The following is a 21068-nucleotide window of genomic DNA, read 5'->3' as shown; positions in this document are numbered from 1 at the left end:
CGCTTGAATGGATGAGCGGGTCTCCGGCGAGCGGCGCCCCGCGAAAGGTCTGAACAGGCTCAGAATCTGCTTAAGCTGACAGGAAAAAGCCTGCAAACGCAAGCCCGCGCCACCGGTTAGGACCGGTTGCGCGGGCTTTCTGGGGATAAAGCCGGCGAAGTCCCCGATCCGGCTTTTCCCGGGCGCTCAAGCCTGGTCGTTGATCAGCCTTCGCAAGAGTTCCAGTTCCTGCGCCAGCGTGTTGTCCGCGCCCGAAAGGTCCTCGATCTTGCGCACCGCGTGCAGCACCGTCGTATGATCGCGGCCGCCGAACCGCCGTCCGATCTCCGGCAGCGAACGCGGCGTCATCACCTTCGACAGGTACATGGCGACCTGCCGCGGTTTGACGATGGTGCGCGTGCGCCGGTTGGACAGAAGCTCGGTCTTCGACACATTGTAGTGACGCGCCACGATGCGCTGGATGTCCTCGATGCGCACCCGCTTCGGCTCGCCCGAGCGATAGATGTGGCCGAGGATCTCATCGATGCGGTCGATGCTGATCTGCGGCTCGAAGGACTGCCTGAACAGGAGCTGGTTGAAGGCGCCCTCCAGCTCGCGCCCGCTGCCCGTCACCGTGCGCGCGACATGGTTGAGGATCTCCTCCGAAATATCGAGCGAGGTGTCGTCGACCTTGGCCGTCGCAAGACGCAGCTTCAGCATGCCGAGCCGCATGGCGAAGTCCGGCGCCGACATTTCCAGCGCCACGCCGCCATTGAGGCGCGAGCGGACGCGCGGCTCCAGCGATTCCAGCTCCGACGGCGGCCGGTCGGCGGCCACCACCACCTGCTTGGCGCTGTCGAGCAGCATGTTGATGAGATGGCAGAATTCATGCTGGATCGACTTGCCCTGCAGGAACTGCATATCGTCGATAATCAGCAGGTCGATGTCGCGCAGCTGCTCCTTGAGCGTCAGCGCGTTGTTGTCGCGGATCGCGGTAGCGAAGCGCCACATGAAATACTCGGCCGTCAGATAGACGACGCGCGATTTCGGGTTGTGCATCAGCGATTCCGCCGCGATCGCCTGCAGAAGATGCGTCTTGCCGAGACCGACCGTGGCATGAAGGAACAGCGGGTTGAAGCGCACCGCGCTCGACTGCGATTCCGCCACCGCCTTTGCCGCGGCGAAAGCCACCCGGTTCGACGGGCCTTCGATGAAGGAATTGAACGTGTAGCGCGGATCGAGCGGCGACCCCAGCACATTGTGCCGGAACTCCGTTTCGGCGGGCGCGCCCTGGCGCGGCGCCGGTGCCCGCTCCACCCTGCCTGATCCGGCGGTGCCGGCGGCGAGCGCCGTTTGCGTCTGCCTGGTCATCTTGCGCGCCGGCGCCACTTCGGGCTCGACGCCGTTGCGCGTCTGGCGCGTGGCGGTGCGCACCACGATCTCGATCTTCAGGACCTCGGGATCCTCGTGCTTCCACAGTTCCGCGATCAGATCGAGATAGTGGCCGTTGATCCACGACCGCAGGAAGGCCGTGGGCACCGAGATGCGGACAATGCCCCGGGACGCCTCGGCGACCTTCATCCGGCCGAACCAGCTGGAATACACCTCGGCTCCCAAGCGCGCCTTCAGCTGGGTCTTGACCCGCTCGAACTTCTGTTCCGCGTCGCTGGATGCCACCATGTCGCCCCCTCCGACAAAAGTTGCTTGAAATGGGAGTTCGCTCGTTAGCTCCCTTTCGATGCCGCTCTGCATGACCGCGTTCCTTGCCTGTTTGTACCTGTTTCCCGCCGGGGATGCGCCTCCTGCATCCATGTTTCCGGCGACCGTATCTTCGCTGCGACACTGCCACCGCCGCTGGTGGTGAATGCCGCCTCGTTCTACACAAGGGACCGGTCCCGGCCCTTGCAAGCCGGGTCGTTTTTCTGAACAAGGCAAAGCTCTACCGCCCGGCGAAAACGCCGGCGCGCCATCGACCTGCCATGTAAAAATTACGCCAGTCCCCTACCCGCATCGAAAAGACAAATCAAACCCGTTCGCGGAATTGCTCCACGTCATGAATTCTGCCATTTTGTGGTGGCCAATTCAGGCTGGGTTTGGGGGCCAAGAGCCCGTCCCTTCGATGGATGGACATTACCGAAATCGCTGTGGATAGGGCAAGGCCACGACTAACGGATTTTTAACAAATCTGGTTAGCGGAGGCGGGTCTGCAACAGGTGCCGCAACGGCATATTTTGACAAAGCCATTGTGATTCAAACCCTTTTCCGGCGAATATGAAAAAGGCCACCCGGCAGGAAATTTTCTGAAATAATTCGCTTGACAGCTACTTGTCCCCCGCAGCTCGAACTCGATGTGAACAAGCTGTGGATCACCGTCTGCAAGTGACTGAAATGTATGGATAATTTCTGACAGCTGAATCTGGGTGCGCACCCGCTTTCGACATAACGGAATATCAGTGCGCATGTATATGCCGGCAAAACAATCTGGATTTTGAAATCCAGCCCGGATGCGATCTCCGGGCGTTCTTTTTAAGTACTTGCCGGCAAACGAAAAAACCCGGCGTCATCCGCCGGGTTCGAAGAACGCTAGTCTAGGGTAGGCGTATCAGGCGGTCAGTACCTTGACCCGGTGCGCCAGCCGCGAAACCTTGCGCGATGCCGTGTTCTTGTGGATCACGCCCTTGGTCGCGGCGCGCATCAATTCCGGCTCGGCGGCCTTGAAGGCGGCGAGTGCTGCGGCCTTGTCGCCCGAGGCCAGCGCCTCTTCGACCTGGCGCACATAGGTGCGGACGCGCGAGCGGCGGTTCTTGTTGATCGCGGCGCGGCGGGCGATCTTGCGCGTTGCCTTTTTGGCCGAGGAGGTATTGGCCATGATGCCTCTCTTCTGATCTGGTGGGCGCCAGCAGTATCGCAGGGCGCAAAAAACAAACGGGCAGCCACAGGCCGCCTCGGTTGGTGCGGCTTATAGTTCAGCTTTTCCGGCGCGTCAACGCCGCTTTGCCTTCTTTTTGAGGCTGGCGCCCGGCCATCTTATCGATTGGTGAAATTGGGCTTCCGCTTCTCGGCGAAGGCCGCCATGCCTTCCTTCTGGTCGTCCAGCGCAAACAGCGAATGGAACAGCCGCCGCTCGAACCGCAAACCCTCCGCAAGCGTCGTCTCATAGGCCCGGTTGACGGCCTCTTTCGTCATCATCACAGAGGGCAGCGAGAATTCCGCTATCTTTGCCGCGGCCTTCAGCGCCTCCTCGACGAGGTCGCCGGCGGGCACGACTCGCGAGACCAACCCGCAGCGCTCTGCCTCCGCCGCATCCATCATCCGCCCCGTCAGGCACATATCCATGGCCTTCGACTTGCCGACGAACCGGGTCAGCCGCTGCGATCCGCCCATGCCGGGCATCACGCCGAGCGTGATCTCGGGCTGGCCGAACCTGGCGGTGTCCGCGGCGATGATGAAATCGCACATCATTGCCAGTTCGCAGCCGCCGCCAAGGGCGTAACCCGCGACCGCCGCGATGATCGGCTTTCGCACGCGCGTAAGCTCCTCCCAGCCGACGAAGAAGTCCTGCGTGTAGGCATCGACGAAGGCGATCGACTGCATCTGCTTGATGTCGGCGCCCGCGGCGAAGGCCTTCTCGGAACCGGTGATGACGATCGCGCCGATGCCGGGGTCGGCGCCGAACCCGTTCACCGCCTCGACCGCTTCTCTCATGACCTCGGTGTTCAGCGCATTGAGCGCCTTCGGCCGGTTCAGCGTGATCAGCCCGACCTTGCCGCGCGTCTCCACGATGATGGTTTCATAGGTCATGGCATCGCCTCCTCGTTCCGATTAAGGAGATCGGTCTAGCTCACCGCTGACAGGTCCGGCAATAGAAGGTCGAGCGGCCGCTCTGCACGATGCGCTCGATATGGCCGCCGCAGCCAGGCTTCGGGCATGGCTCGCCTTCGCGGTCGTAGACGGCGAAGGAATGCTGGAAATAGCCGAGCGACCCATCGGTCTGCACATAGTCGCGCAGCGACGATCCGCCGGCGGCGATCGCATCGGCGATGACCGACCGGATCGCCTCGGCCAGCCGTTCGGCCTGCTCGCTGGCCTTCTTGCCGGCCTTGGCGATGGTGCCTGCTTCGCGCAGCGGCGACAGGCCGGCGCGCCACAGCGCTTCGGACACATAGATATTGCCGAGCCCGGCGATCAGCCGCTGGTCGAGAAGCGCTGCCTTCAACGGCGATCTGCGGCCCTTGAGCAGCGAGGCGAGCAGGGCGCCGTCCAGCGCATTGCCTGTCGGCTCGACGCCCAGGCCGGTCAGCATCGGATGGGTATCGGGCACGCCTTCGGCAAACAGCATGAAGCCGAAACGGCGCGGATCATTGAAGATCACGCGCGAGCGGGCGCCCGCGGCCGTCTCGACATCGAAAACGACATGGTCGTGCGTGGAGCTCTTCGACCGCTCGTGATGGAAGGTGCCTGGCGTCTCGTCGCCATCGGCGGCTTCGATGCGGAACGAGCCCGACATGCCGAGATGGCAGATCAGCACCGGGCCGCCATCCACATGCATGGTCAGGTATTTGGCGCGACGGCCGAGCGCGGTGATGGTCTTGCCGGTCAGGCGTTCGGAGAAACGCGCGGGAAATGGAAACCTGAGATCGGGCCGGCGCGCCTCGACCCTGACCAGGCGAGCGCCTTCCAGGACCGGCTGCAGCCCGCGCCGGACGGTTTCGACCTCAGGCAGTTCGGGCATGACCGCCGATCGCCTTGTTGAAGGAGGTGCCGTGACGGCCGGGCGCCAGCCCGAGATGCTCGGCGACGGTGTCGCCGATATCGGCGAAGGTCGGCCTGAGGCCGATGTCGCCGCCTGCCAGCCCCGGTCCGGTGCCGATCACCGGGATGCGTTCGCGCGTATGGTCGGTGCCGCGCCAGGTCGGATCGTTGCCATGGTCGGCGGTGAGGATGAGCAGGTCGCCCTGTCGCAGTTTCGCCAGCGCTTCGGGCAGGCGCCGGTCGAACGCCTCCAGCGCCGCGGCATAGCCGGCGACATCGCGCCGGTGGCCGAACTCGGTGTCGAAATCGACGAAATTGGCGAACACCAGGTCGCCGTCGTCGGCATCGTCCATCGCGCCGAGCGCCTTGTCGAACATCGCCATGTTGCCGGCGGCCTTGCGCACCTCCGAGATGCCGCGATGCGCGAAGATGTCACCGATCTTGCCGACCGCGATGACCTTGCTGCCGCGCCCCGTCAGCCGGTCTAGCAGCGTCGGTTCGGGTGGCGGCACGGCATAGTCGCGGCGGTTATATGTCCGTTCGAAGGTGGCGACGGTTTCCCCGACAAAAGGCCGCGCGATCACCCGGCCGATGTTCAGCGGATCGGCCAGCCTGCGCACCGTCTTGCAGAATTCGTAGAGCCGTTCGAGGCCGAAATGCGTTTCGTGGGCGGCGATCTGCAGCACGGAATCGACCGAGGTGTAGCAGATCGGCTTGCCGGTCCGGATATGCTCCTCGCCGAACCGCTCGATGATCTCGATTCCTCCCGCGTGGCAATCGCCCAGAATGCCGGGCACCTTTCCCTCGCTGATCATCGCCTCGGTCAGTTCGGCCGGAAAGGCGGGCACCGTCTGCGGAAAATAACCCCAGTCGAAACGCACCGGCAGGCCGGCTATCTCCCAGTGGCCGGACGGTGTGTCCTTGCCGCTCGACACTTCTTGCGCCGCGCCATGGAAAGCCGCCGCGATCGGCGCCGTGCCGCCATTGCCGAAGCGGAACCCCGTCGCGGTTTCCGCCGCGCCCGCCAGCCCAAGCGAGACCATGTTGGGCACGGCGAGCGGTCCCTTGCGCAGGCCCTCGCGATCCGCGCGCCCCTCGGCGCAGGCGAGCGCGATGTGACCGAACGTGTCGGCGCCGGCATCGCCATAGCGTTCGGCATCGGCGGCGCCGCCGATGCCGAACGAGTCGAGGACAAAGAGGAAAGCGCGCGCCATCAAAGGGATCATTGTTGCCTGTCTGCGGCTCCAGACATAGGGTTCCGCATCGCCATTGGCAATTCGGAAACCAAACGGCAACCGCTCGGCGCGATAGTCGGGCGAGACGGGATGCCGGTACGGGCGGGGCAGGGATGGGAAGGCGCGGCGGATTTTCGGCAAGGCCTGCCTGCATGGCTGCTTTGGCATTGCTGGCCGCGTCCTGGCCGGATACGGCCAGCGCCGACTGGCGCGACGACATCGGCACATTCCGCGTCGGAATCGTCGCCGAACCTGGAGCCGGCAACACCGTTCCGGGCCTGGCGCTGCTCACCGACGCCTACACCAAGGCACTCGGCATGAAGGTCGAGTTTGTCGTCGCCCGCGACTACCGGGCGCTGATCGAGGCGCAGGTGGAGGGACGGATTCAGTATGCCGTCTATTCAGCCGTCGCCTATGCGACCGCGTCCGAGCGCTGCGGCTGCGTCGAGCCGCTGGTGGCGCCGGTCGATACCGATGGCGCCGCCGGCATCCGCTCGCTCCTTGTGACGCGCGACGGCAAGGTGTCGGATCTCGCGGCCATGCCGGGCCATCGCATCGCCATGGCGCCTGCCGACAGCGTCGGCGGCTCGCTTTTGCCGCTCGCCGGCCTGACGGCGGCAGGCGTCGGGATCAGCGAGGATTCACCCTATCTCGTGCATGCCGGCACGGCCGCAGCCGCCGAGGCAATGCTGGTCGACGGGGAGGCCGATGCTTTGTTCGGCTGGGAAGCGGCGCTGGCGGACGGCAATCCGGCCGCGGCCGACAGTCCGCCGGCCCTTCCGGCAGGCCAGCCGGCCGGCGCGGGCGATCACTCGGCCGATCCGAACGGCACGATGGCGCGGCTTGAGGCGGCGGGTGTTTCGAAGGCGGCGCTGCGGATCGTGTGGACGTCAGGCCTGCTCAGATACGGCCCGCATGCCGTGCGCAGCGATCTCGATCCCGAGGCCAAGCGCCGGCTCACCGTGTTTCTCACCAACCTGAAGTCGATGACGCCCGATGTCTACGATCTTCTGGAGACGACGCATTCGGGCGGCTTCACCGTCTCCTCGCAAAAGGACTATGCGATGGCGGCTGCGATCGTGCGCATGGTGTCGGGCAAAGAGGGCGGGCAATAATCCCGGCGAAGCGGCGCCGTGCAATTCTCAGCAGTCGCCGCAAGGGATCGTCGTGCTCCGGCGCGGCCGCAGATAGTAGGTCTCGCTCATCGAAATGTGGCTGAAAGCCGAGGTCAGCCCAAGCCGCTCTTTGCTGTCCGCCGCCCAGGTGATGATCGGCTCATAGGCGAGGTCGCTCTCGACGCGGATGAGGAAGGTGCCCTTGACATTGAGCGCGGTGGGAATCGTGGTGGTGCTGGTCTTCGCGGCATCGGGGCTGGTGGCCCCGTTGAGCAGCTTGCGCGACCAGACGACCTGCACCTTAGGCGTCGTATCGGTGGTGACCTCTATCGCCGTGATGACGATCTTGGGATCCGACCGGTTGTAGGGCTTCAGGGTCGAGTTGCCGATCTTCATGATCGCATCGAGATCGGCCTTGGTGATGGTGTTCTGCTGGGTGACGAGGTCCGCCACCATGCTGCCGATGCGGCTGACCTTCTTGCTGGTCTCGATGGCCTGCGAGGCCTCCATGGTCACGAAATACATGACGAGCAGCAGCGGCACGATGAAGGCAAACTCGATCGCCGCGATGCCGCGGCGATCGGCGCCAAACCGCACCGCTCGTGTCCAGACCGCCAAAATTCCCCGATGTGCCCCCGCACGATACATGCCCTTACCCCCGTTTTGCCGAAGCATGCCCGCAATCTCAGTTGTCGAACGGCTCGTTCTGCCACGTCACGGACGCGAAGTGCAGCGCGGTGCCGTCGGTCATATTGGTCATCGACTTGGACATGAAGTCGGTCATGACCGGCCATTTGTAGAAGACGCGCAACATGTTCTTCGTTTCCGCCAGCCCGGGCGATACGCCGAAAGCCGTCGAGTTCGCGCCTTGAGTCAGCACGATCTGGTTGTTCACGATCTTGTAGCTCGCCGTGGCGGCGTCCGCGAAGGTCGCATATTCGCGCAAGTCCACGGATAGTCCCGGGCACTTGTTGGCGACAATGATTTCCAGCTTGGCGCAGATCATGTCCTGCAACTTGGTGCCGCTCACGTCGGCCGGCCTCAGCTGGCCGGTGCGCAACTTGCGGGCGATGTCGTCGGTGATGTTGGCCATCACTTCCTGGCCGGCAAATGAAATGCAGCTTTCGAGGATGGCGAAGACGAGGAGGGCGAAAGGCAAGGCAAGCATCGCGAATTCCATCGCCGTGCTGCCGCGCCGATCACCAAGAAAGCGGGCGCGGAGCCGTGTCCACCCGTTGCCGCGATTGTCGTCCTCGGGCGCTCGCTTCCTGTTCATGCCCACTCCCTGCCGATCCTTGTGATGTCGGCCGGGACATTAACGAAAACCCATTGAAGCCCGGTTTGGATGACCGTTAAATTCGTCGAAGCGCCGTTAGCCGGCCGCTAACCGTAGTCGCCAAAATAGGCCGGCAGCTCAGTGGCCGGCGCTCATCTCGGCTTCCGAGGCCTTCTCGCTGTCGCTCTTGTAGGAGCTTTCGCAATACGGGGTGCAGGACATGGTCTGGATTTCGGAGCGCCTGTAGATTCTGACCGAGGATGCATCCTGCCGCACGACGGTGACCTGTTCGTCGATGATCGGGCTGCCGTCCTGGTCGAGGACGACCAGATTGGTGACGCCGAATCCCTTGCCGGTCAGCACGATGGTCGAGGCATCCTGCACGGAGGCGTCTGCAATCGCCGGATTGCCGATGACGATGGTGTCGGCCGAACGGGACAGCTTGACGATCTTGGCCTGGTTCATGGTGACTTCGATGCCGGGCCCAGCCTTGGCCGGCAGGACGAAGGCAGCGGCGGCGACAAGCACGGCAACTGGAAACGACGATCTCAACCCGGTCATCTGGACGCTCCAAGGCGGCAAACTGTTCAACGGAACATGAACGAGATTGGTGAACCAACGGTTAAGCCCCTGCTCAGCACGATTAAGGCCGGCGTTCGACTGCCTGCCGCGGCGGGCGATGGCCCTCCCTGCGACAGTCGCCGGGAATCCGCCTCTGCCGCTGCTTTGCGGGCGGCGAGGCGGCTCGCCGGTACTTTAGCTGACGATTAACCAAGCAACGGGTTCGAGACCGGAAAGGAATCGGTAAGGCTGTTTATTAAGCCGATCGAAAGGCCTTCTCCCTAGATTGGCAGCATCCGATCAACCGGCAAGAGAAGTTGACGGAAGTGCTGTAACACGTGGAGTAGGAGCTCTCGAATGTCTAACCTCATTGCACGTTTTGTGAAGAACGAGTCCGGTGCGACCGCCATCGAATATGGCTTGATCGCCGCTCTCATCGCGCTCGCCATCATGGTCGGCGCCGGCGCCCTCGGCAATGCGCTGAACAACAAGTTCGACGCCATCGCCAACAAGGTTGAAGGTTCCTGATACCTGAAGCGAATTAGCTTCTTCAAGCGAAAGGGCCGCCTCGTCTGGCGGCCCTTTTTTCGTCATTCGCGTTTTCATCGAGGCGGGCGATTTTGACTGGCCGGCCTCATCAATCGTTAATCGAACATGCCTAGGCTGTACCGGCTAGAACTCGACCGCAGGCACCGCGCCCATGCTTGAAGCCCTCATCTTCGTCGTCTTTCCGTTCTGCATGCTGTTTGCCGCGATCTCCGACATGCTGTCGATGACGATCGCCAATCGCGTGTCGGTGCTGCTGGTGGTGGTCTTTGCCTTGGTGGCGCCGCTGACGGGGATGGATTGGGCCGCCTATGGCTGGCATTTCGCGGCGGGCTTCCTGGTGCTGGCCGTGACCTTTGGCCTGTTCGCGCTCGGCGGCATGGGCGGCGGCGATGCCAAGTTGCTTGCCGCCACCGCGCTGTGGATGGGCTTCAACATCCATCTTGTCGAATATCTGGTGATCTCGACCTTCATCGGCGGGCTGCTGACGGTCGCCATCCTTGCTTACCGGAAATCGGCACTGGCGGACTTTACCGGGCACAATCCCTTCCTGCGCCATTTCGCCGACCAGACGACCGGCGTTCCCTACGGCATCGCGCTCGGCATCGGCGGTCTGATCGTTTTTCCGGATTCTCCGCTGATGGTATGGGCGCTGGAAAGGCTGGCCGCCTAGCCGCCCTGCCATCGCGCGTACGAGTTATCCGATTTTGGACTGGGCGGCTTGGCCGCCCTTTTCGCATCCCGGAGGGGGGTTCGTTCTAATTTATGTAAACCTTAAATTAATCACGATCGTAAGCATTGCATTAACCTTGTTTTGACGATTGCGGCTGCAAAGTCCGCCTTGGCTAGGTGGTTTGCCATAGGCGAGGGTTCGGACAGATGCCAGCATCCCGACTTATAATACTGAGCGTGGCGGTGGCCGCGGCGGGCGGCGCGGGTTATGTCGCGAAGAACATGGTGGCGGTTCCGCCGCCCCGGGTCGTCGTCGATAGCCCCCAGGCGCCGGCCATAGCGCTGCAGGACGTGCTCGTTCTGTCCGGCGATGTCGCCATGGGCAGCCCGCTGGAGAACAACATCAGCTGGGAGTCGTGGCCGGCCGACGGCATCAACGCGAATTTCATCACCCGCGCCGCGGAGCCCGATGCCGTGGACAAGCTGAAGGGCTCCGTTGCCCGCGTGGCGATGTACACGGGCGAGCCGCTCAGGCGCTCCAAGCTGATCGGCGAGGGCCAGAGCTTCATGTCGTCGATCCTGCCCAGCGGCATGCGCGCCGTCGCCACCGCGATATCGGCCGACACATCGGCCGGCGGCTTCATCCTCCCCAATGATTTCGTCGACGTGATCATGACCCGCCGTTCCGACACCGGAACGGGCGGCAGCGGGTTCACCACCGAGACCATCCTGAAGAACATCCGCGTCCTGGCGATCGACCAGACCATCCAGGAGGATGAGGAAGGCAAGAAGACCAGGGTCGGTCAGACCGCCACGCTTGAGCTGTCGCCGCAGCAGGCCGAAATCATCACGGTCGCGCAGCAGATGGCCGATCGCCTGACCCTGGCGCTGCGTCCGATCACGGACGCTCACGAAAAGAATCTGGGCGAGGCCGACTATCTCGTTTCCGGCAACGGCCGGCGTGGCACGGTGCGGATGATCAAGTCGGGCGAAGTTTCCGAAGTGGGAGCAAGGAAATGAGGCTAAAGGGTAAACTGCCCTTCATGGCGGCAGCGGCGATCGGCCTGTTCCTGCTCGGCACCAACGCGCCCGGCATGGTCGAGGCGAAGGCCGCGAACCGGAACGCCCAGGTGTCGGCGTCCACCGCCACACAACGCGTCAAGCTCGGTCTCAACAAGTCGGTGGTCATCGACCTGCCGAGCGATGCCTATGACATCCTGGTCGCCAATCCCGCGGTCGCCGATGCGGTCACCCGCACCGCGCGGCGCATCTATCTGTTCGGCAAGGCCGTGGGCGAGACCAACATTTTTGTCTTCGGCCCCAATGGCGAGCAGATCGTCAGCCTCGATCTGGCGGTCGAACGCGACGTTGCCGGGCTGGAGGACTACCTCAAGCGCTTCCTGCCGACGTCCGAGATCAAGGTCGAACTGCTGAACGACAACGTCGTTCTGACGGGAAGCGTGGACACGCCTCTTGACGCCAAGCGCGCCGTCGACCTGGCCACCATCTTCGTGTCCGGCGGTGAAGCCACGACCGGCCAGTATTCGCAGACCGCCGCCGGCGGATCGGCCAATGGCGGCGTCGACATCAACAACCCCGACCAGGACCGCCGCGTCTCGAAGATCGTCAACCTGCTGCAGATCATCGGCGACGACCAGGTGACGCTGAAGGTGACCGTGGCGGAGGTCAGCCGCTCGGTGATGAAGCAGCTCGGCGTCAACATGGTCGGCAGCGGCGGCAGCAACGGCATTTCCTGGGGCGCGCTGGGCGATACGTTCAGCGGCCTCGGCAAGCCGATCTCGAACTCGGGCTTCAACGTCGGCACCTCGGCGATCCAGGCCTACATCAACGCCATGGAACAGGCCGGCGTCATGAAGACCCTGGCCGAGCCGACGCTGACCGCCGTATCCGGCGAGAAGGCGACCTTCAAGGTCGGCGGCGAGTACAACATGGTCAACAGCGTCAGCGCCAACGTTTCGACCGACAACCAGACGGGCAACAGAACCTATTCGATCGAGAAGATCGAATACGGCATCGGCCTGGAATTCCAGCCGGTGGTGCTGTCGCCCGGTCGCATCAGCCTGAAGGTCAGGACCTCCGTATCGGAGCCGACCACGGAGGGATCGGTGTCGCTGTCGGCCGGCGGAAGGAGCCAGGGCATGAATGCGCTGTCGCTGCGCAAGCGCCTGGCGGATACGACGGTGGAACTGCCGTCCGGCGGGTCGATGATGATCGCCGGCCTCGTCCGCGACGACGTCAGGCAGGCCGTCAACGGCTTGCCCGGCCTGACCAAGATCCCGGTGCTCGGCACGCTCTTCCGCAGCCGCGACTTCGTCCGCAACGAGAGCGAGCTCGTCATCATCATCACGCCCTATCTGGCCAAGCCGGTCGCGCGCAACGAACTTGCCAAGCCGGACGACAACTTCAACGCCCCGAGCGACGGCGCAGGCATGTTCCTTGGCCGCGTCAATCGCGTCTACGGCACCATGCAGACCGACAGACCCGCCGGCCGCTATCACGGCGTTGTCGGGTTCATCTACAAGTGAGCGGGGAAGCGGACATGTTTCAGTCGACATCGAACACCACCGCGGCGCCGGCAAGGTCCGGTCGCGAGCGGATCCGCCGCTCCGTAGCCCCGGTCCTGGCCGTCCTGCTCGCCGCATCGCTCGCCGGCTGCGCCGGTTGGAAACGCGACAGCGTCACGGTCGGCGCCATCCCCGACGACTATCGCACCACCCATCCGATCGTCATCGCGGAAAAGAACCAGAAGATCGATCTTCCCGTCGGCGCCGGCGATCGCGGCATGACCGGCGCCCAGCGCGACACGCTGCTCGGCTTCCTCGACGGCTATGACAAGAGTGCGGCCCCGTCGCTGACCATCGCCGTCCCGAGAGGCTCGGCCAACGAGGTGGCGGCCTTGGTGGCCGGTCGCGATTTCGCGCGGGTCGCCGCCGCCTCCGGCGTCAAGCGCGGCCGCATCGTCATGACGTCGTATCAGTCGGCGGTTCCGGAAGCTTCGGCGCCGGTGCGCGTCGCCTTCGTGGCGGTGAGGGCGCAGACGGACAGATGCGGCCGCTGGCCGGAAGACCTGCTGCAGAATTCGGAAAACAAGCACTACGCCGATTTCGGCTGCTCGTACCAGAACAACCTCGCCGCCCAGATGGCCAATCCCAACGATCTGCTCGGGCCGCGCAAGCAATCCGACATCGACGCCGAAAATCGCGGCGCGGTGATCGACCTTTACCGCTCAAGAGGCATTTCGAACGAATTCCTCGGCAACTCGGAAGTGACCTACTGAGTGGCGCAAGTCAGGAAGAGAGCATGACAATGAGCAATCTTGCCTATGACGCGCCTGTGGATGGCGGCGATACATCGCAACAGGACATCGCCGCGATGCAGGCATTGCGGCCGGTGCCGCGCATCTCGATCCAGGCATTTTGCGAGACCGAGGGCGTCGCCAGTCCGGTCCGCCTCGCCGGCGACGACCGGCGCATGGCGAAGGCCCATCTGAAGGTTCATATGGGCGGCATCGCCACGGCGATCGAGTTCTACCAGTCGGCGCCGACGCCGAACCTGATCCTGCTGGAATCGCGCAGCGAGCCGAAGCAGCTGCTGGAGCAGCTCGCCCAGCTTTCCGAATATTGCGATCCGTCCTCGAAGGTCGTCGTGATCGGCCACTACAACGATGTCGGCCTCTATCGCGAGCTCATCCGCTCCGGCATTTCCGAATATGTCATCGCGCCGGTGTCGATGACCGACATCGTCAGCGTGGTCTCGTCAATCTTCGTCGATCCGGAGGCCGAACCGATCGGCCGCTCGATCGCCTTCATCGGCGCCAAGGGCGGCGTCGGTTCCTCGACCATCGCGCACAATGTCGCCTGGGCGATGTCGTCGCTGTTCAAGTCCGAGGTGGTCGTCGCCGATCTCGATCTTGCTTTCGGAACCGCCAACATCAATTTCGATCAGGATCCGGCGCAAGGTATCGCCGAGGCGGTGTTTTCGCCTGAGCGTGTCGACGAGGTCTATCTCGACCGGCTGCTTGCGCAATGCGCCGAGCATTTGTCGCTGCTCGCCGCTCCGTCCACGCTCGAACGGGTCTACGACTTCGATCCCGATGCCTTCTCGCAGCTCATCGACACCGCCCAGCGCAGCGCACCGCTCCTGGTCCTCGACGTGCCGCATATCTGGTCAGGCTGGAGCAAGAGCATCCTCGTCAAGGCGGATGAGGTGGTCATCACCGCGACGCCGGAACTGGCCAATCTGCGCAACACCAAGAACATGGTGGACATGCTGAAACGGCTGCGCCCGAACGATCCGCCGCCAAGGCTTGTCATCAATCAGGCAGGCGTTCCGAAGCGTCCCGAGATCGGACCGACGGACTTTTCCGAACCGCTCGGCATCACGCCGATGGCGGTCATCCAATTCGAACCGCTGCTGTTCGGCAACGCCGCCAACAACGGCCGCATGCTGGGCGAGATGGACGCCAAGAGCCCGATCGTCGGCATCATCGACGAGATCGCGCATGTGCTGACCGGGCGCAGCGAAATCAAGATCAAGAAGAAGGCGGGCCTCGGCTCGCTTCTCGGCAAGCTCTCGCGCAACAAGAAGTGACGCACCCAGAGGCGGATGATTTCAGGTCGAATGGACCTGAAATCTGAATCCGCCTCTAAATCGAAGAAAGTAGAGCATGATGTCGTCCGAAAGCCGCTTCACACTTTTCGGCATCCTGCTCCGGGCGGAATTGGTAGTCGATCATGTTTGGTAAGAGAGGCTCTGACGACGGCAACCGGTCCAAGCCGGAATTTCGCCAGCCGGCACCGGGCCCCGCGGCGCCGGGATCGGCGGATACGGCTGTTCTTGCGCGCCCCGCCGCGCCGGCGCAGTCGGGAGAGTTGGCCGCCCAGCCCGCCCGTCGCCCGGTCGAGCCGCCGCCGCTGGCGCCGGAGCCGAAGAAGGTCCAGCGCGAGCGCAGCGAGACCTACTACGACACCAAGAGCCAGGTCTTTTCCGCCCTCATCGACACGATCGACCTGTCGCAGCTCGCCAAGCTCGATCCCGAAAGCGCGCGCGAGGAAATCCGCGACATCGTCAACGACATCATCGCGATCAAGAATTTCGCGATGTCGATCGCCGAGCAGGAACAACTGCTCGAGGACATCTGCAACGACGTGCTCGGCTACGGTCCGCTGGAGCCTCTGCTTGCCCGCGACGACATCGCCGACATCATGGTCAACGGCTCCAAGAACGTCTACATCGAAGTCAACGGCAAGGTCGAACAGACCAGCATCCGCTTCCGCGACAATCAGCAGCTCCTCAACATCTGCCAGCGCATCGTCAGCCAGGTTGGTCGCCGCGTCGACGAATCGAGCCCGATCTGCGACGCCCGCCTTCCCGACGGTTCGCGTGTCAACGTCATCGCGCCGCCGCTCTCCATCGACGGCACCGCGCTCACCATCCGCAAGTTCAAGAAGGACAAGCTGACGCTCGACCAGCTGGTCAAGTTCGGCGCGATCTCGCCGCAGGGCGCCGAGGTCCTCAAGATCATCGGCCGCGTCCGCTGCAATGTCGTCATCTCGGGCGGCACCGGCTCGGGCAAGACGACGCTGCTCAACTGCCTGACCAACTACATCGATCGCGAGGAGCGGGTCATCACCTGCGAGGACTCGGCGGAACTGCAGCTGCAGCAGCCGCACGTGGTCCGCCTCGAAACCCGTCCGCCCAATCTTGAAGGCGAGGGCGAGGTCACCATGCGCGACCTGGTCAAGAACTGCCTGCGCATGCGGCCCGAGCGGATCATCGTCGGCGAAGTGCGCGGACCGGAAGTGTTCGACTTGCTGCAGGCGATGAACACCGGTCACGACGGCTCGATGGGAACGATCCACTCCAACAGCCCGCGCGAGTGCCTGAACCGTATCGAATCGATGATCGCGATGGGCGGCTACTCGCTGCCGCAGAAGACCGTGCGCGAAATCGTCGTCGGCTCCGTCGACGTGATCATCCAGGCAGCCCGCCTGCGCGACGGATCGCGGCGCATCACCCACATCACCGAGGTGATCGGCATGGAGGGTGACGTCATCATCACCCAGGACCTCATCCTCTACAACATCAAGGGTGAGGACGCGAGCGGCAGGCTTATCGGCGAGCACGTATCGACCGGCATCGGCCGCCCGCATTTCTGGGATCGTGCCCGCTATTATGGCGAGGAGCAGCGCCTCGCGACCGCGCTCGAGGCCATGGAGAAAAACGCTGGCTGAGGTATCTGGAGGCGTAGGGGCTCTGGTCGATGTTCGGAATTGACAGCACCGTATTGGCGTTTGTCGTGCTGGCCGGCTTCAGCGCCGGGGCGGTGGCCTATGCTTTCCTGTTCAACCGCATCAGCAACGAGAAGCAGGTCGGCAAGCGGCTTGAGACCATCAAGACCGCCGAGACCGACCGCTCCGTCGTCAAGGCCTCGCGCGACCGCGCCGCCGAGGCGGTCAAGCGGCGAAAATCCCTCCAGGATTCGTTGAAGCAGCTCGACGAGAAGCAGCGATCCAACGATCGCATCGTCAAGAAGCCGCCGCTGAAGGTGCAGATCCGCCAGGCCGGCATGCAGGTTTCCATCGAACGCTTCTACATCTACTCGGCGATCTGCGGCATCGTGCTCACGGTGCTCGCCTATCTGGCCACCGCGCCCTTGCTGGTGCTGCCTGGCGCATTGCTGGCTGGCGGCCTCGGCCTGCCGCGCTGGTTCGTCTCGTTCCGCCGGACCCGCCGGGTCAAGGCATTCCTCAACGAGTTTCCCAACGCCCTCGACATCATCGTGCGCGCCGTCAAGTCGGGCCTGCCCCTCAACGACGCCATCCGTCTGATTGCCAACGAATCTCCGGAGCCGGTCAGGACCGAGTTCCGCCGCATCATCGATTCGCAGCAGATGGGCATGTCGATCCCCGATGCCACCATGCGCATGTCCGAAACCATGCCGTGCGCGGAGGCTGGCTTCTTCGGCATCGTCATCCAGATCCAGTCGCAGGCCGGCGGCAACCTCTCCGAGGCGCTGGGCAATCTCTCGCGCGTGCTGCGCGACCGCAAGAAGATGAAGGCCAAGGTGCAGGCGCTGTCGATGGAGGCGAAGGCTTCGGCCGTCATCATCGGCGCCCTGCCTTTCGTCGTCGCCTTCCTCGTCTATCTGTCGAGCCCGAACTACATCATGCCGCTGTTCACCACCAGCACAGGCAACCTGATCATCGGCTGTTCCCTGGTCTGGATGTCGATCGGCATCCTGGTGATGCGCAAGATGATGAACTTCGAAGTCTAGGGGGCGTCCATGACGGACCAGGTCGTCAAATCGCTTACCGATCCCGCCTTCCTGATCGCCTTGCTGGTCGGCATCGCGGTGTTCGCGACGGTCTTCACGCTGTTGCCCGCGCTCGGCGGCAACCAGCTCAAGTCGCGCATGAAATCGGTGGCGCTCGAGCGCGAGGAGTTGCGCGCCAAGCAGCGCGTGCGGCTGGCCAACGAAGCCGATCGCCGCCGCAAGGGCCTGCGCGAGGAACAGTCGATCGGCATGCGCAACATCGTCGAGCGGCTGGATCTCCGGCGCGCGCTGGCCGATGAGGGAACGCTGCAGAAGCTCAAGGTGGCGGGTTTTCGTGGCCAGAATCCGCTGACGCGCTTTCTCTTCTTCCGCCTGGTTCTGCCCTTTGTCGGTTTCGCCCTGGCGGCCGTCTACCTTTTCGTGCTCGGCGGCCTGCCCCTGCAGCCGCCCTTCATCAAGCTGTTCGTCTGTGTCGTGGTTGCCTATGGCGGCTTCTACGCGCCGATCCTTTACGTCAACAACCGCGCCACCAAGCGCAAGCAGTCGATCCAGCTGGCCTGGCCCGACGCGCTCGACCTGATGCTGATCTGCGTCGAGTCGGGCATGTCGGTCGAGGCGGCGCTGCGCAAGGTCGCCGACGAGATCGGCGGGCAGTCGGTGGCGCTCGCGGAAGAATTCGTGCTTACCAACGCCGAGCTCTCCTATCTGCAGGAGCGCAAGGTGGCTTACGAGAACCTCGCCAGCCGCACCGGCCTGGAATCGGTCAAGTCGGTGACGCAGGCGCTGGTCCAGGCCGAACGCTACGGCACGCCGGTCGCGCATGCGCTGCGCGTGCTGGCCTCGGAAAGCCGCGACATGCGCATGAATGCGGCCGAGAAGAAGGCAGCCGCCCTGCCGCCCAAGCTCACCGTGCCGATGATCCTGTTCTTCCTGCCGGTGCTGTTCGCCATCATCCTGGGACCGGCCGGCATCCAGGTCAGCCAGCGCGGCATCTTCGGCGATCAGCACAACACCAGCAGCCAGTAGGGCAGGAACAGCTCGCAAGCTGACGAAAAGGCCGCGCTGACGATGTCGCGCGGCTTTTGCATTTGATGACCTTGAAGAATCGGCTGACGCGCTGGCGTTGCCGTCAGTTGGTCGCGGCCTTGTCCTTGTCCTGGTCCTTCAGCTGGCTCCAGGCGTTCTGCTGGGCGAGCATCTGGCGCAGATAGGCGACATTGGCCTGCGCCTGGTCGGGCGAGAGTTCCTGCGAGGCGATCTTCTCGGCCTCGTCGAAGCGGCCCTGCAGGCCGACGACCAGCGCCAGGTTCTGGCGCACGCGGCTGTCGGCGTTGGGCTGCTGGGCCGCCGAGCGCATGTAGGTCTCGGCCGTGCGCAAATCGCCTTCCAGCACATAGGACATGCCGAGATTGGACAGGATCGACGGTTCGTTCGGCTTGAGGTCGAGCGCCTTGCGATAGTCCTGGCGCGCCTCGTCCCGCTGGCCGAGCTGGTCTAGGATCGCGGCCTCCGCCGACACCAGCCGCCAGTCCGGATATTCCGGCGTCTGCGCGCGGCGCACGGCGTCCAGCGCCGGCTCGAACTGCCCGTTGGCGGCGAGCGCCTTGCCGTAGGCGGCGAGGACGTCGCGGTCCTTGGGCAGCGCGATCGCCAGCTTGCGCATGACGGCAAGCGACTGGTCGGCATCGCCGTCCATCTGCAGCGCCGCCGCGTAGTTGGTGGCGATCCGTTTGTCGGTGGGGTTCTTGGCATAGGATTCGCCAAGCCTGGTCGTTGCGCTGTGCAACTCGGTCGCCGACATGGTCTCCAGCGGCTTGCTGTTGGAGCGCGTTATCGAGCCGGTGGTGAACTTGCTGGTCCCGCAGCCGGCGACACTTGCCGCGAGTGCTGCCATGAAGACCGTGGTGATCAGCCGCTTGCCCGTGGTGTTCATCAAACCGTTGATCAGCATCGGCCTGCGGCCTCCATCCATCTGCGGCCTTGCGTGGCCGTCTTCCCTCCCGAAGAAATATTCTGTTAACCCTAACGGACAGTTAAGAAAGGCCCCTGAAGCTCCCATTGTCCCTGCTGTTGGGGCAGGCCCACCGTTGCGCGGGGTCGAACGGACGATACGCTGGCCGGCGCCGTCGCCCGAATTCTCGTTGGATTTTTCTGGCGCTTCTGCCAGTGAACAATGACCAAGCGTCCTTAGCCGGAGACCATCGAATGCCAGTCGAACTCGTCGAGACGAAATCCACGGCCGCGCTGCCGGTTCATCTGGTCACCGGCGGCGGCCTCGAGGCCGCCGGCCTCGTGCCGGCCGCGATTGCCTGGGCCAGGGCCAACGGCTTTTCCGGCGAGGCCGGCAGGACGCTGACCCTGCCCGGCGAAGACGGCGCGCTCGCCGGCGCCTTGTTCGGCCTTGGCGACGGCGAGGGCACGCTTGCCGTTGGCGCCCTGGCGAGGGCGTTGCCCGAAGGCGACTGGCATTTCGCCACCGAGCCGGCCTGGCCGGATCTGGCCGCGACCGGGCTGGTGCTTGGCGGCTATGCCTTCACCCGCTACGGCAAGAAGCCCGGCAAGGCGCTGCGCTTCGTGCTGCCGGCGGGTGCCGATGCCGCGCATGTCCGCCGCATCGCCGATGGCGTTTTCCTGACCCGTGATCTGGTCAATACGCCGACCAGCGACATGGGGCCGGACGAGCTGGAAAGGGCGGCGCGGACGCTGGCCTCGGCGCACGACGCCGAGGTGTCGGTGATCAAGGGCGACGATCTCTTGAAGCAGAATTTCCCGATGATCCATGCCGTCGGCCGCGCCTCATCCGGCGCGCCGCGGCTGATCGACCTGCTCTGGGGCTCGCCGGATGCGCCGAAGGTGACGCTGGTCGGCAAGGGCGTCTGCTTCGACACCGGCGGCCTCGACATCAAGCCGTCCGCGGGCATGCTGTTGATGAAGAAGGACATGGGCGGCGCCGCCAACGTGCTTGGGCTGGCCTCGATGATCATGGCTGCCAGGCTCAACGTGCGGCTGCGCGTCTTGATCCCGGCGGTCGAGAATTCGATTGCCGGCAACGCCTTCCGGCCGGGCGACGTGCTGACGAGCCGCAAGGGCATCACCGTCGAGATCGGTAACACCGATGCCGAAGGGCGGCTGGTGCTGGCCGACGCGCTGGCGCTCGCCGACGACGAGCAGCCCGAGCTGCTGGTCGACATGGCGACGTTGACGGGTGCCGCTCGCGTCGCGCTCGGCCCGGACCTGCCGCCTTTCTACACCGGCGACGATACGCTGGCGTCCGAGCTGTCGGCGGCCGCCGTCGCCGTGGAGGATCCGCTGTGGCGCATGCCGTTGTGGCGGCCTTACGATGCAAAGCTGTCGTCGAAGATCGCCGACATCAACAACGTCACCACCGACGGCTTCGCCGGTTCGATCACGGCGGCGCTGTTCCTCAAGCGCTTCGTCGAGAAGACGCCGCGCTGGGCGCATTTCGACATCTTCGCCTGGAACCCGTCCGATCGCCCATACGGCATCACCGGCGGCGAGGCGCAAGGCATCCGGGCGCTGGAGCGGATCATCTCGAAGCGATTTGCGTGACGCATCCGGGACGGCCGGCAAGATGCCGCCACTGAAACGGAACCGAAACAATTTGCCGGCATGCT

Annotated in this window: 20 protein-coding genes; 11 read left to right on the top strand and 9 right to left on the bottom strand. The window is 64.1% G+C overall.

From position 1 onward, the window contains the following. Positions 1-186: 186 nt before the first annotated feature. The 5 genes from dnaA to EN846_RS00870 all read right to left on the bottom strand — a co-directional run bounded on the left by dnaA (position 187) and on the right by EN846_RS00870 (position 5945). A complete protein-coding gene (dnaA, locus tag EN846_RS00890; RefSeq protein WP_245493350.1) occupies positions 187-1659 on the bottom strand; it encodes a chromosomal replication initiator protein DnaA in 1473 nt (490 codons plus the stop codon). A 922-nt stretch (positions 1660-2581) separates the two neighbouring features. Further along, on the bottom strand, positions 2582-2848 hold the full coding sequence (gene rpsT / locus EN846_RS00885; protein WP_127285914.1) for a 30S ribosomal protein S20: 267 nt from the start codon (positions 2846-2848) through the stop codon (positions 2582-2584). 158 nt (positions 2849-3006) lie between these two features. Beyond that, entirely contained in the window at positions 3007-3780 is a 774-nt protein-coding gene (locus tag EN846_RS00880) for an enoyl-CoA hydratase (RefSeq protein ID WP_127285913.1), read from the bottom strand. A gap of 40 nt (positions 3781-3820) precedes the next feature. Continuing rightward, positions 3821-4711: a bifunctional DNA-formamidopyrimidine glycosylase/DNA-(apurinic or apyrimidinic site) lyase gene (gene mutM / locus EN846_RS00875; protein WP_127391107.1), complete on the bottom strand. Its 891-nt coding sequence runs from the start codon at positions 4709-4711 to the stop codon at positions 3821-3823. Then, positions 4695-5945 (bottom strand): phosphopentomutase, encoded by a 1251-nt coding sequence (locus EN846_RS00870; RefSeq protein WP_127391120.1) that lies wholly within the window; start codon positions 5943-5945, stop codon positions 4695-4697. Before EN846_RS00870 ends, mutM begins: the two co-directional genes overlap by 17 nt. Positions 5946-6118: 173 nt before the next feature. On the opposite strand from EN846_RS00870, the gene EN846_RS00865 reads away from it, so the two are divergent. Beyond that, positions 6119-7081, top strand: a complete 963-nt coding sequence (locus EN846_RS00865) for a PhnD/SsuA/transferrin family substrate-binding protein (protein WP_135913817.1) — start codon at positions 6119-6121, stop codon at positions 7079-7081. Positions 7082-7108: 27 nt separating this feature from the next. Here the strand turns inward: EN846_RS00865 and EN846_RS00860 are convergent, their stop codons facing one another. The 3 genes from EN846_RS00860 to EN846_RS00850 form a co-directional block, all read right to left on the bottom strand. Next, complete coding sequence (locus tag EN846_RS00860) at positions 7109-7729, bottom strand: TadE/TadG family type IV pilus assembly protein (RefSeq protein WP_127391109.1); 621 nt, start codon at positions 7727-7729, stop codon at positions 7109-7111. Between the two features lie 37 nt (positions 7730-7766). Next, the gene (locus EN846_RS00855) at positions 7767-8357 is read right to left on the bottom strand and encodes a TadE/TadG family type IV pilus assembly protein (protein ID WP_127285908.1); all 591 of its coding nucleotides are present in this window, start codon (positions 8355-8357) and stop codon (positions 7767-7769) included. Between the two features lie 138 nt (positions 8358-8495). Further along, a complete protein-coding gene (locus EN846_RS00850; RefSeq protein ID WP_127285907.1) occupies positions 8496-8918 on the bottom strand; it encodes a pilus assembly protein N-terminal domain-containing protein in 423 nt (140 codons plus the stop codon). 357 nt (positions 8919-9275) lie between these two features. Between EN846_RS00850 and EN846_RS00845 the strand changes: the two genes are divergently transcribed. From EN846_RS00845 to EN846_RS00805, 9 genes are all read left to right on the top strand, one after another. Next, the gene (locus EN846_RS00845; RefSeq protein ID WP_127285906.1) at positions 9276-9446 is read left to right on the top strand and encodes a Flp family type IVb pilin; all 171 of its coding nucleotides are present in this window, start codon (positions 9276-9278) and stop codon (positions 9444-9446) included. A gap of 172 nt (positions 9447-9618) precedes the next feature. Next, the gene (locus EN846_RS00840) at positions 9619-10137 is read left to right on the top strand and encodes a prepilin peptidase (RefSeq protein ID WP_127285905.1); all 519 of its coding nucleotides are present in this window, start codon (positions 9619-9621) and stop codon (positions 10135-10137) included. Between the two features lie 206 nt (positions 10138-10343). Beyond that, a complete protein-coding gene (gene cpaB / locus EN846_RS00835) occupies positions 10344-11156 on the top strand; it encodes a Flp pilus assembly protein CpaB (RefSeq protein ID WP_127285904.1) in 813 nt (270 codons plus the stop codon). Continuing rightward, positions 11153-12682 carry a type II and III secretion system protein family protein gene (locus EN846_RS00830; protein ID WP_127309939.1) on the top strand — a complete coding sequence of 510 codons (1530 nt, stop codon included), beginning with the start codon at positions 11153-11155 and terminating at the stop codon, positions 12680-12682. Before cpaB ends, EN846_RS00830 begins: the two co-directional genes overlap by 4 nt. Positions 12683-12696: 14 nt before the next feature. Then, entirely contained in the window at positions 12697-13434 is a 738-nt protein-coding gene (locus tag EN846_RS00825; protein WP_127391110.1) for a CpaD family pilus assembly protein, read from the top strand. Between the two features lie 29 nt (positions 13435-13463). Continuing rightward, positions 13464-14747, top strand: a complete 1284-nt coding sequence (locus EN846_RS00820) for a CpaE family protein (RefSeq protein ID WP_189379817.1) — start codon at positions 13464-13466, stop codon at positions 14745-14747. Between the two features lie 143 nt (positions 14748-14890). After that, on the top strand, positions 14891-16390 hold the full coding sequence (locus tag EN846_RS00815; RefSeq protein WP_127285594.1) for a CpaF family protein: 1500 nt from the start codon (positions 14891-14893) through the stop codon (positions 16388-16390). Positions 16391-16419: 29 nt separating this feature from the next. Continuing rightward, on the top strand, positions 16420-17433 hold the full coding sequence (locus EN846_RS00810; RefSeq protein ID WP_127285595.1) for a type II secretion system F family protein: 1014 nt from the start codon (positions 16420-16422) through the stop codon (positions 17431-17433). A 9-nt stretch (positions 17434-17442) separates the two neighbouring features. Then, positions 17443-18459, top strand: a complete 1017-nt coding sequence (locus EN846_RS00805; RefSeq protein WP_127285596.1) for a type II secretion system F family protein — start codon at positions 17443-17445, stop codon at positions 18457-18459. Between the two features lie 103 nt (positions 18460-18562). Here EN846_RS00805 and EN846_RS00800 read toward each other — a convergent pair whose 3' ends face one another. Beyond that, positions 18563-19384, bottom strand: a complete 822-nt coding sequence (locus tag EN846_RS00800; protein ID WP_127285598.1) for a tetratricopeptide repeat protein — start codon at positions 19382-19384, stop codon at positions 18563-18565. 254 nt (positions 19385-19638) lie between these two features. Between EN846_RS00800 and EN846_RS00795 the strand changes: the two genes are divergently transcribed. Then, positions 19639-21003 (top strand): leucyl aminopeptidase family protein, encoded by a 1365-nt coding sequence (locus tag EN846_RS00795; protein ID WP_127391112.1) that lies wholly within the window; start codon positions 19639-19641, stop codon positions 21001-21003. The last annotated feature ends 65 nt before the right edge of the window (positions 21004-21068 follow it).

This window comes from Mesorhizobium sp. M4B.F.Ca.ET.203.01.1.1 (assembly GCF_004791025.1).
GTDB lineage: Bacteria > Pseudomonadota > Alphaproteobacteria > Rhizobiales > Rhizobiaceae > Mesorhizobium > Mesorhizobium abyssinicae.
The sequence above is the reverse complement of the archived record's forward strand: the minus strand, read 5'-3'. Positions and strand labels throughout refer to the sequence as shown.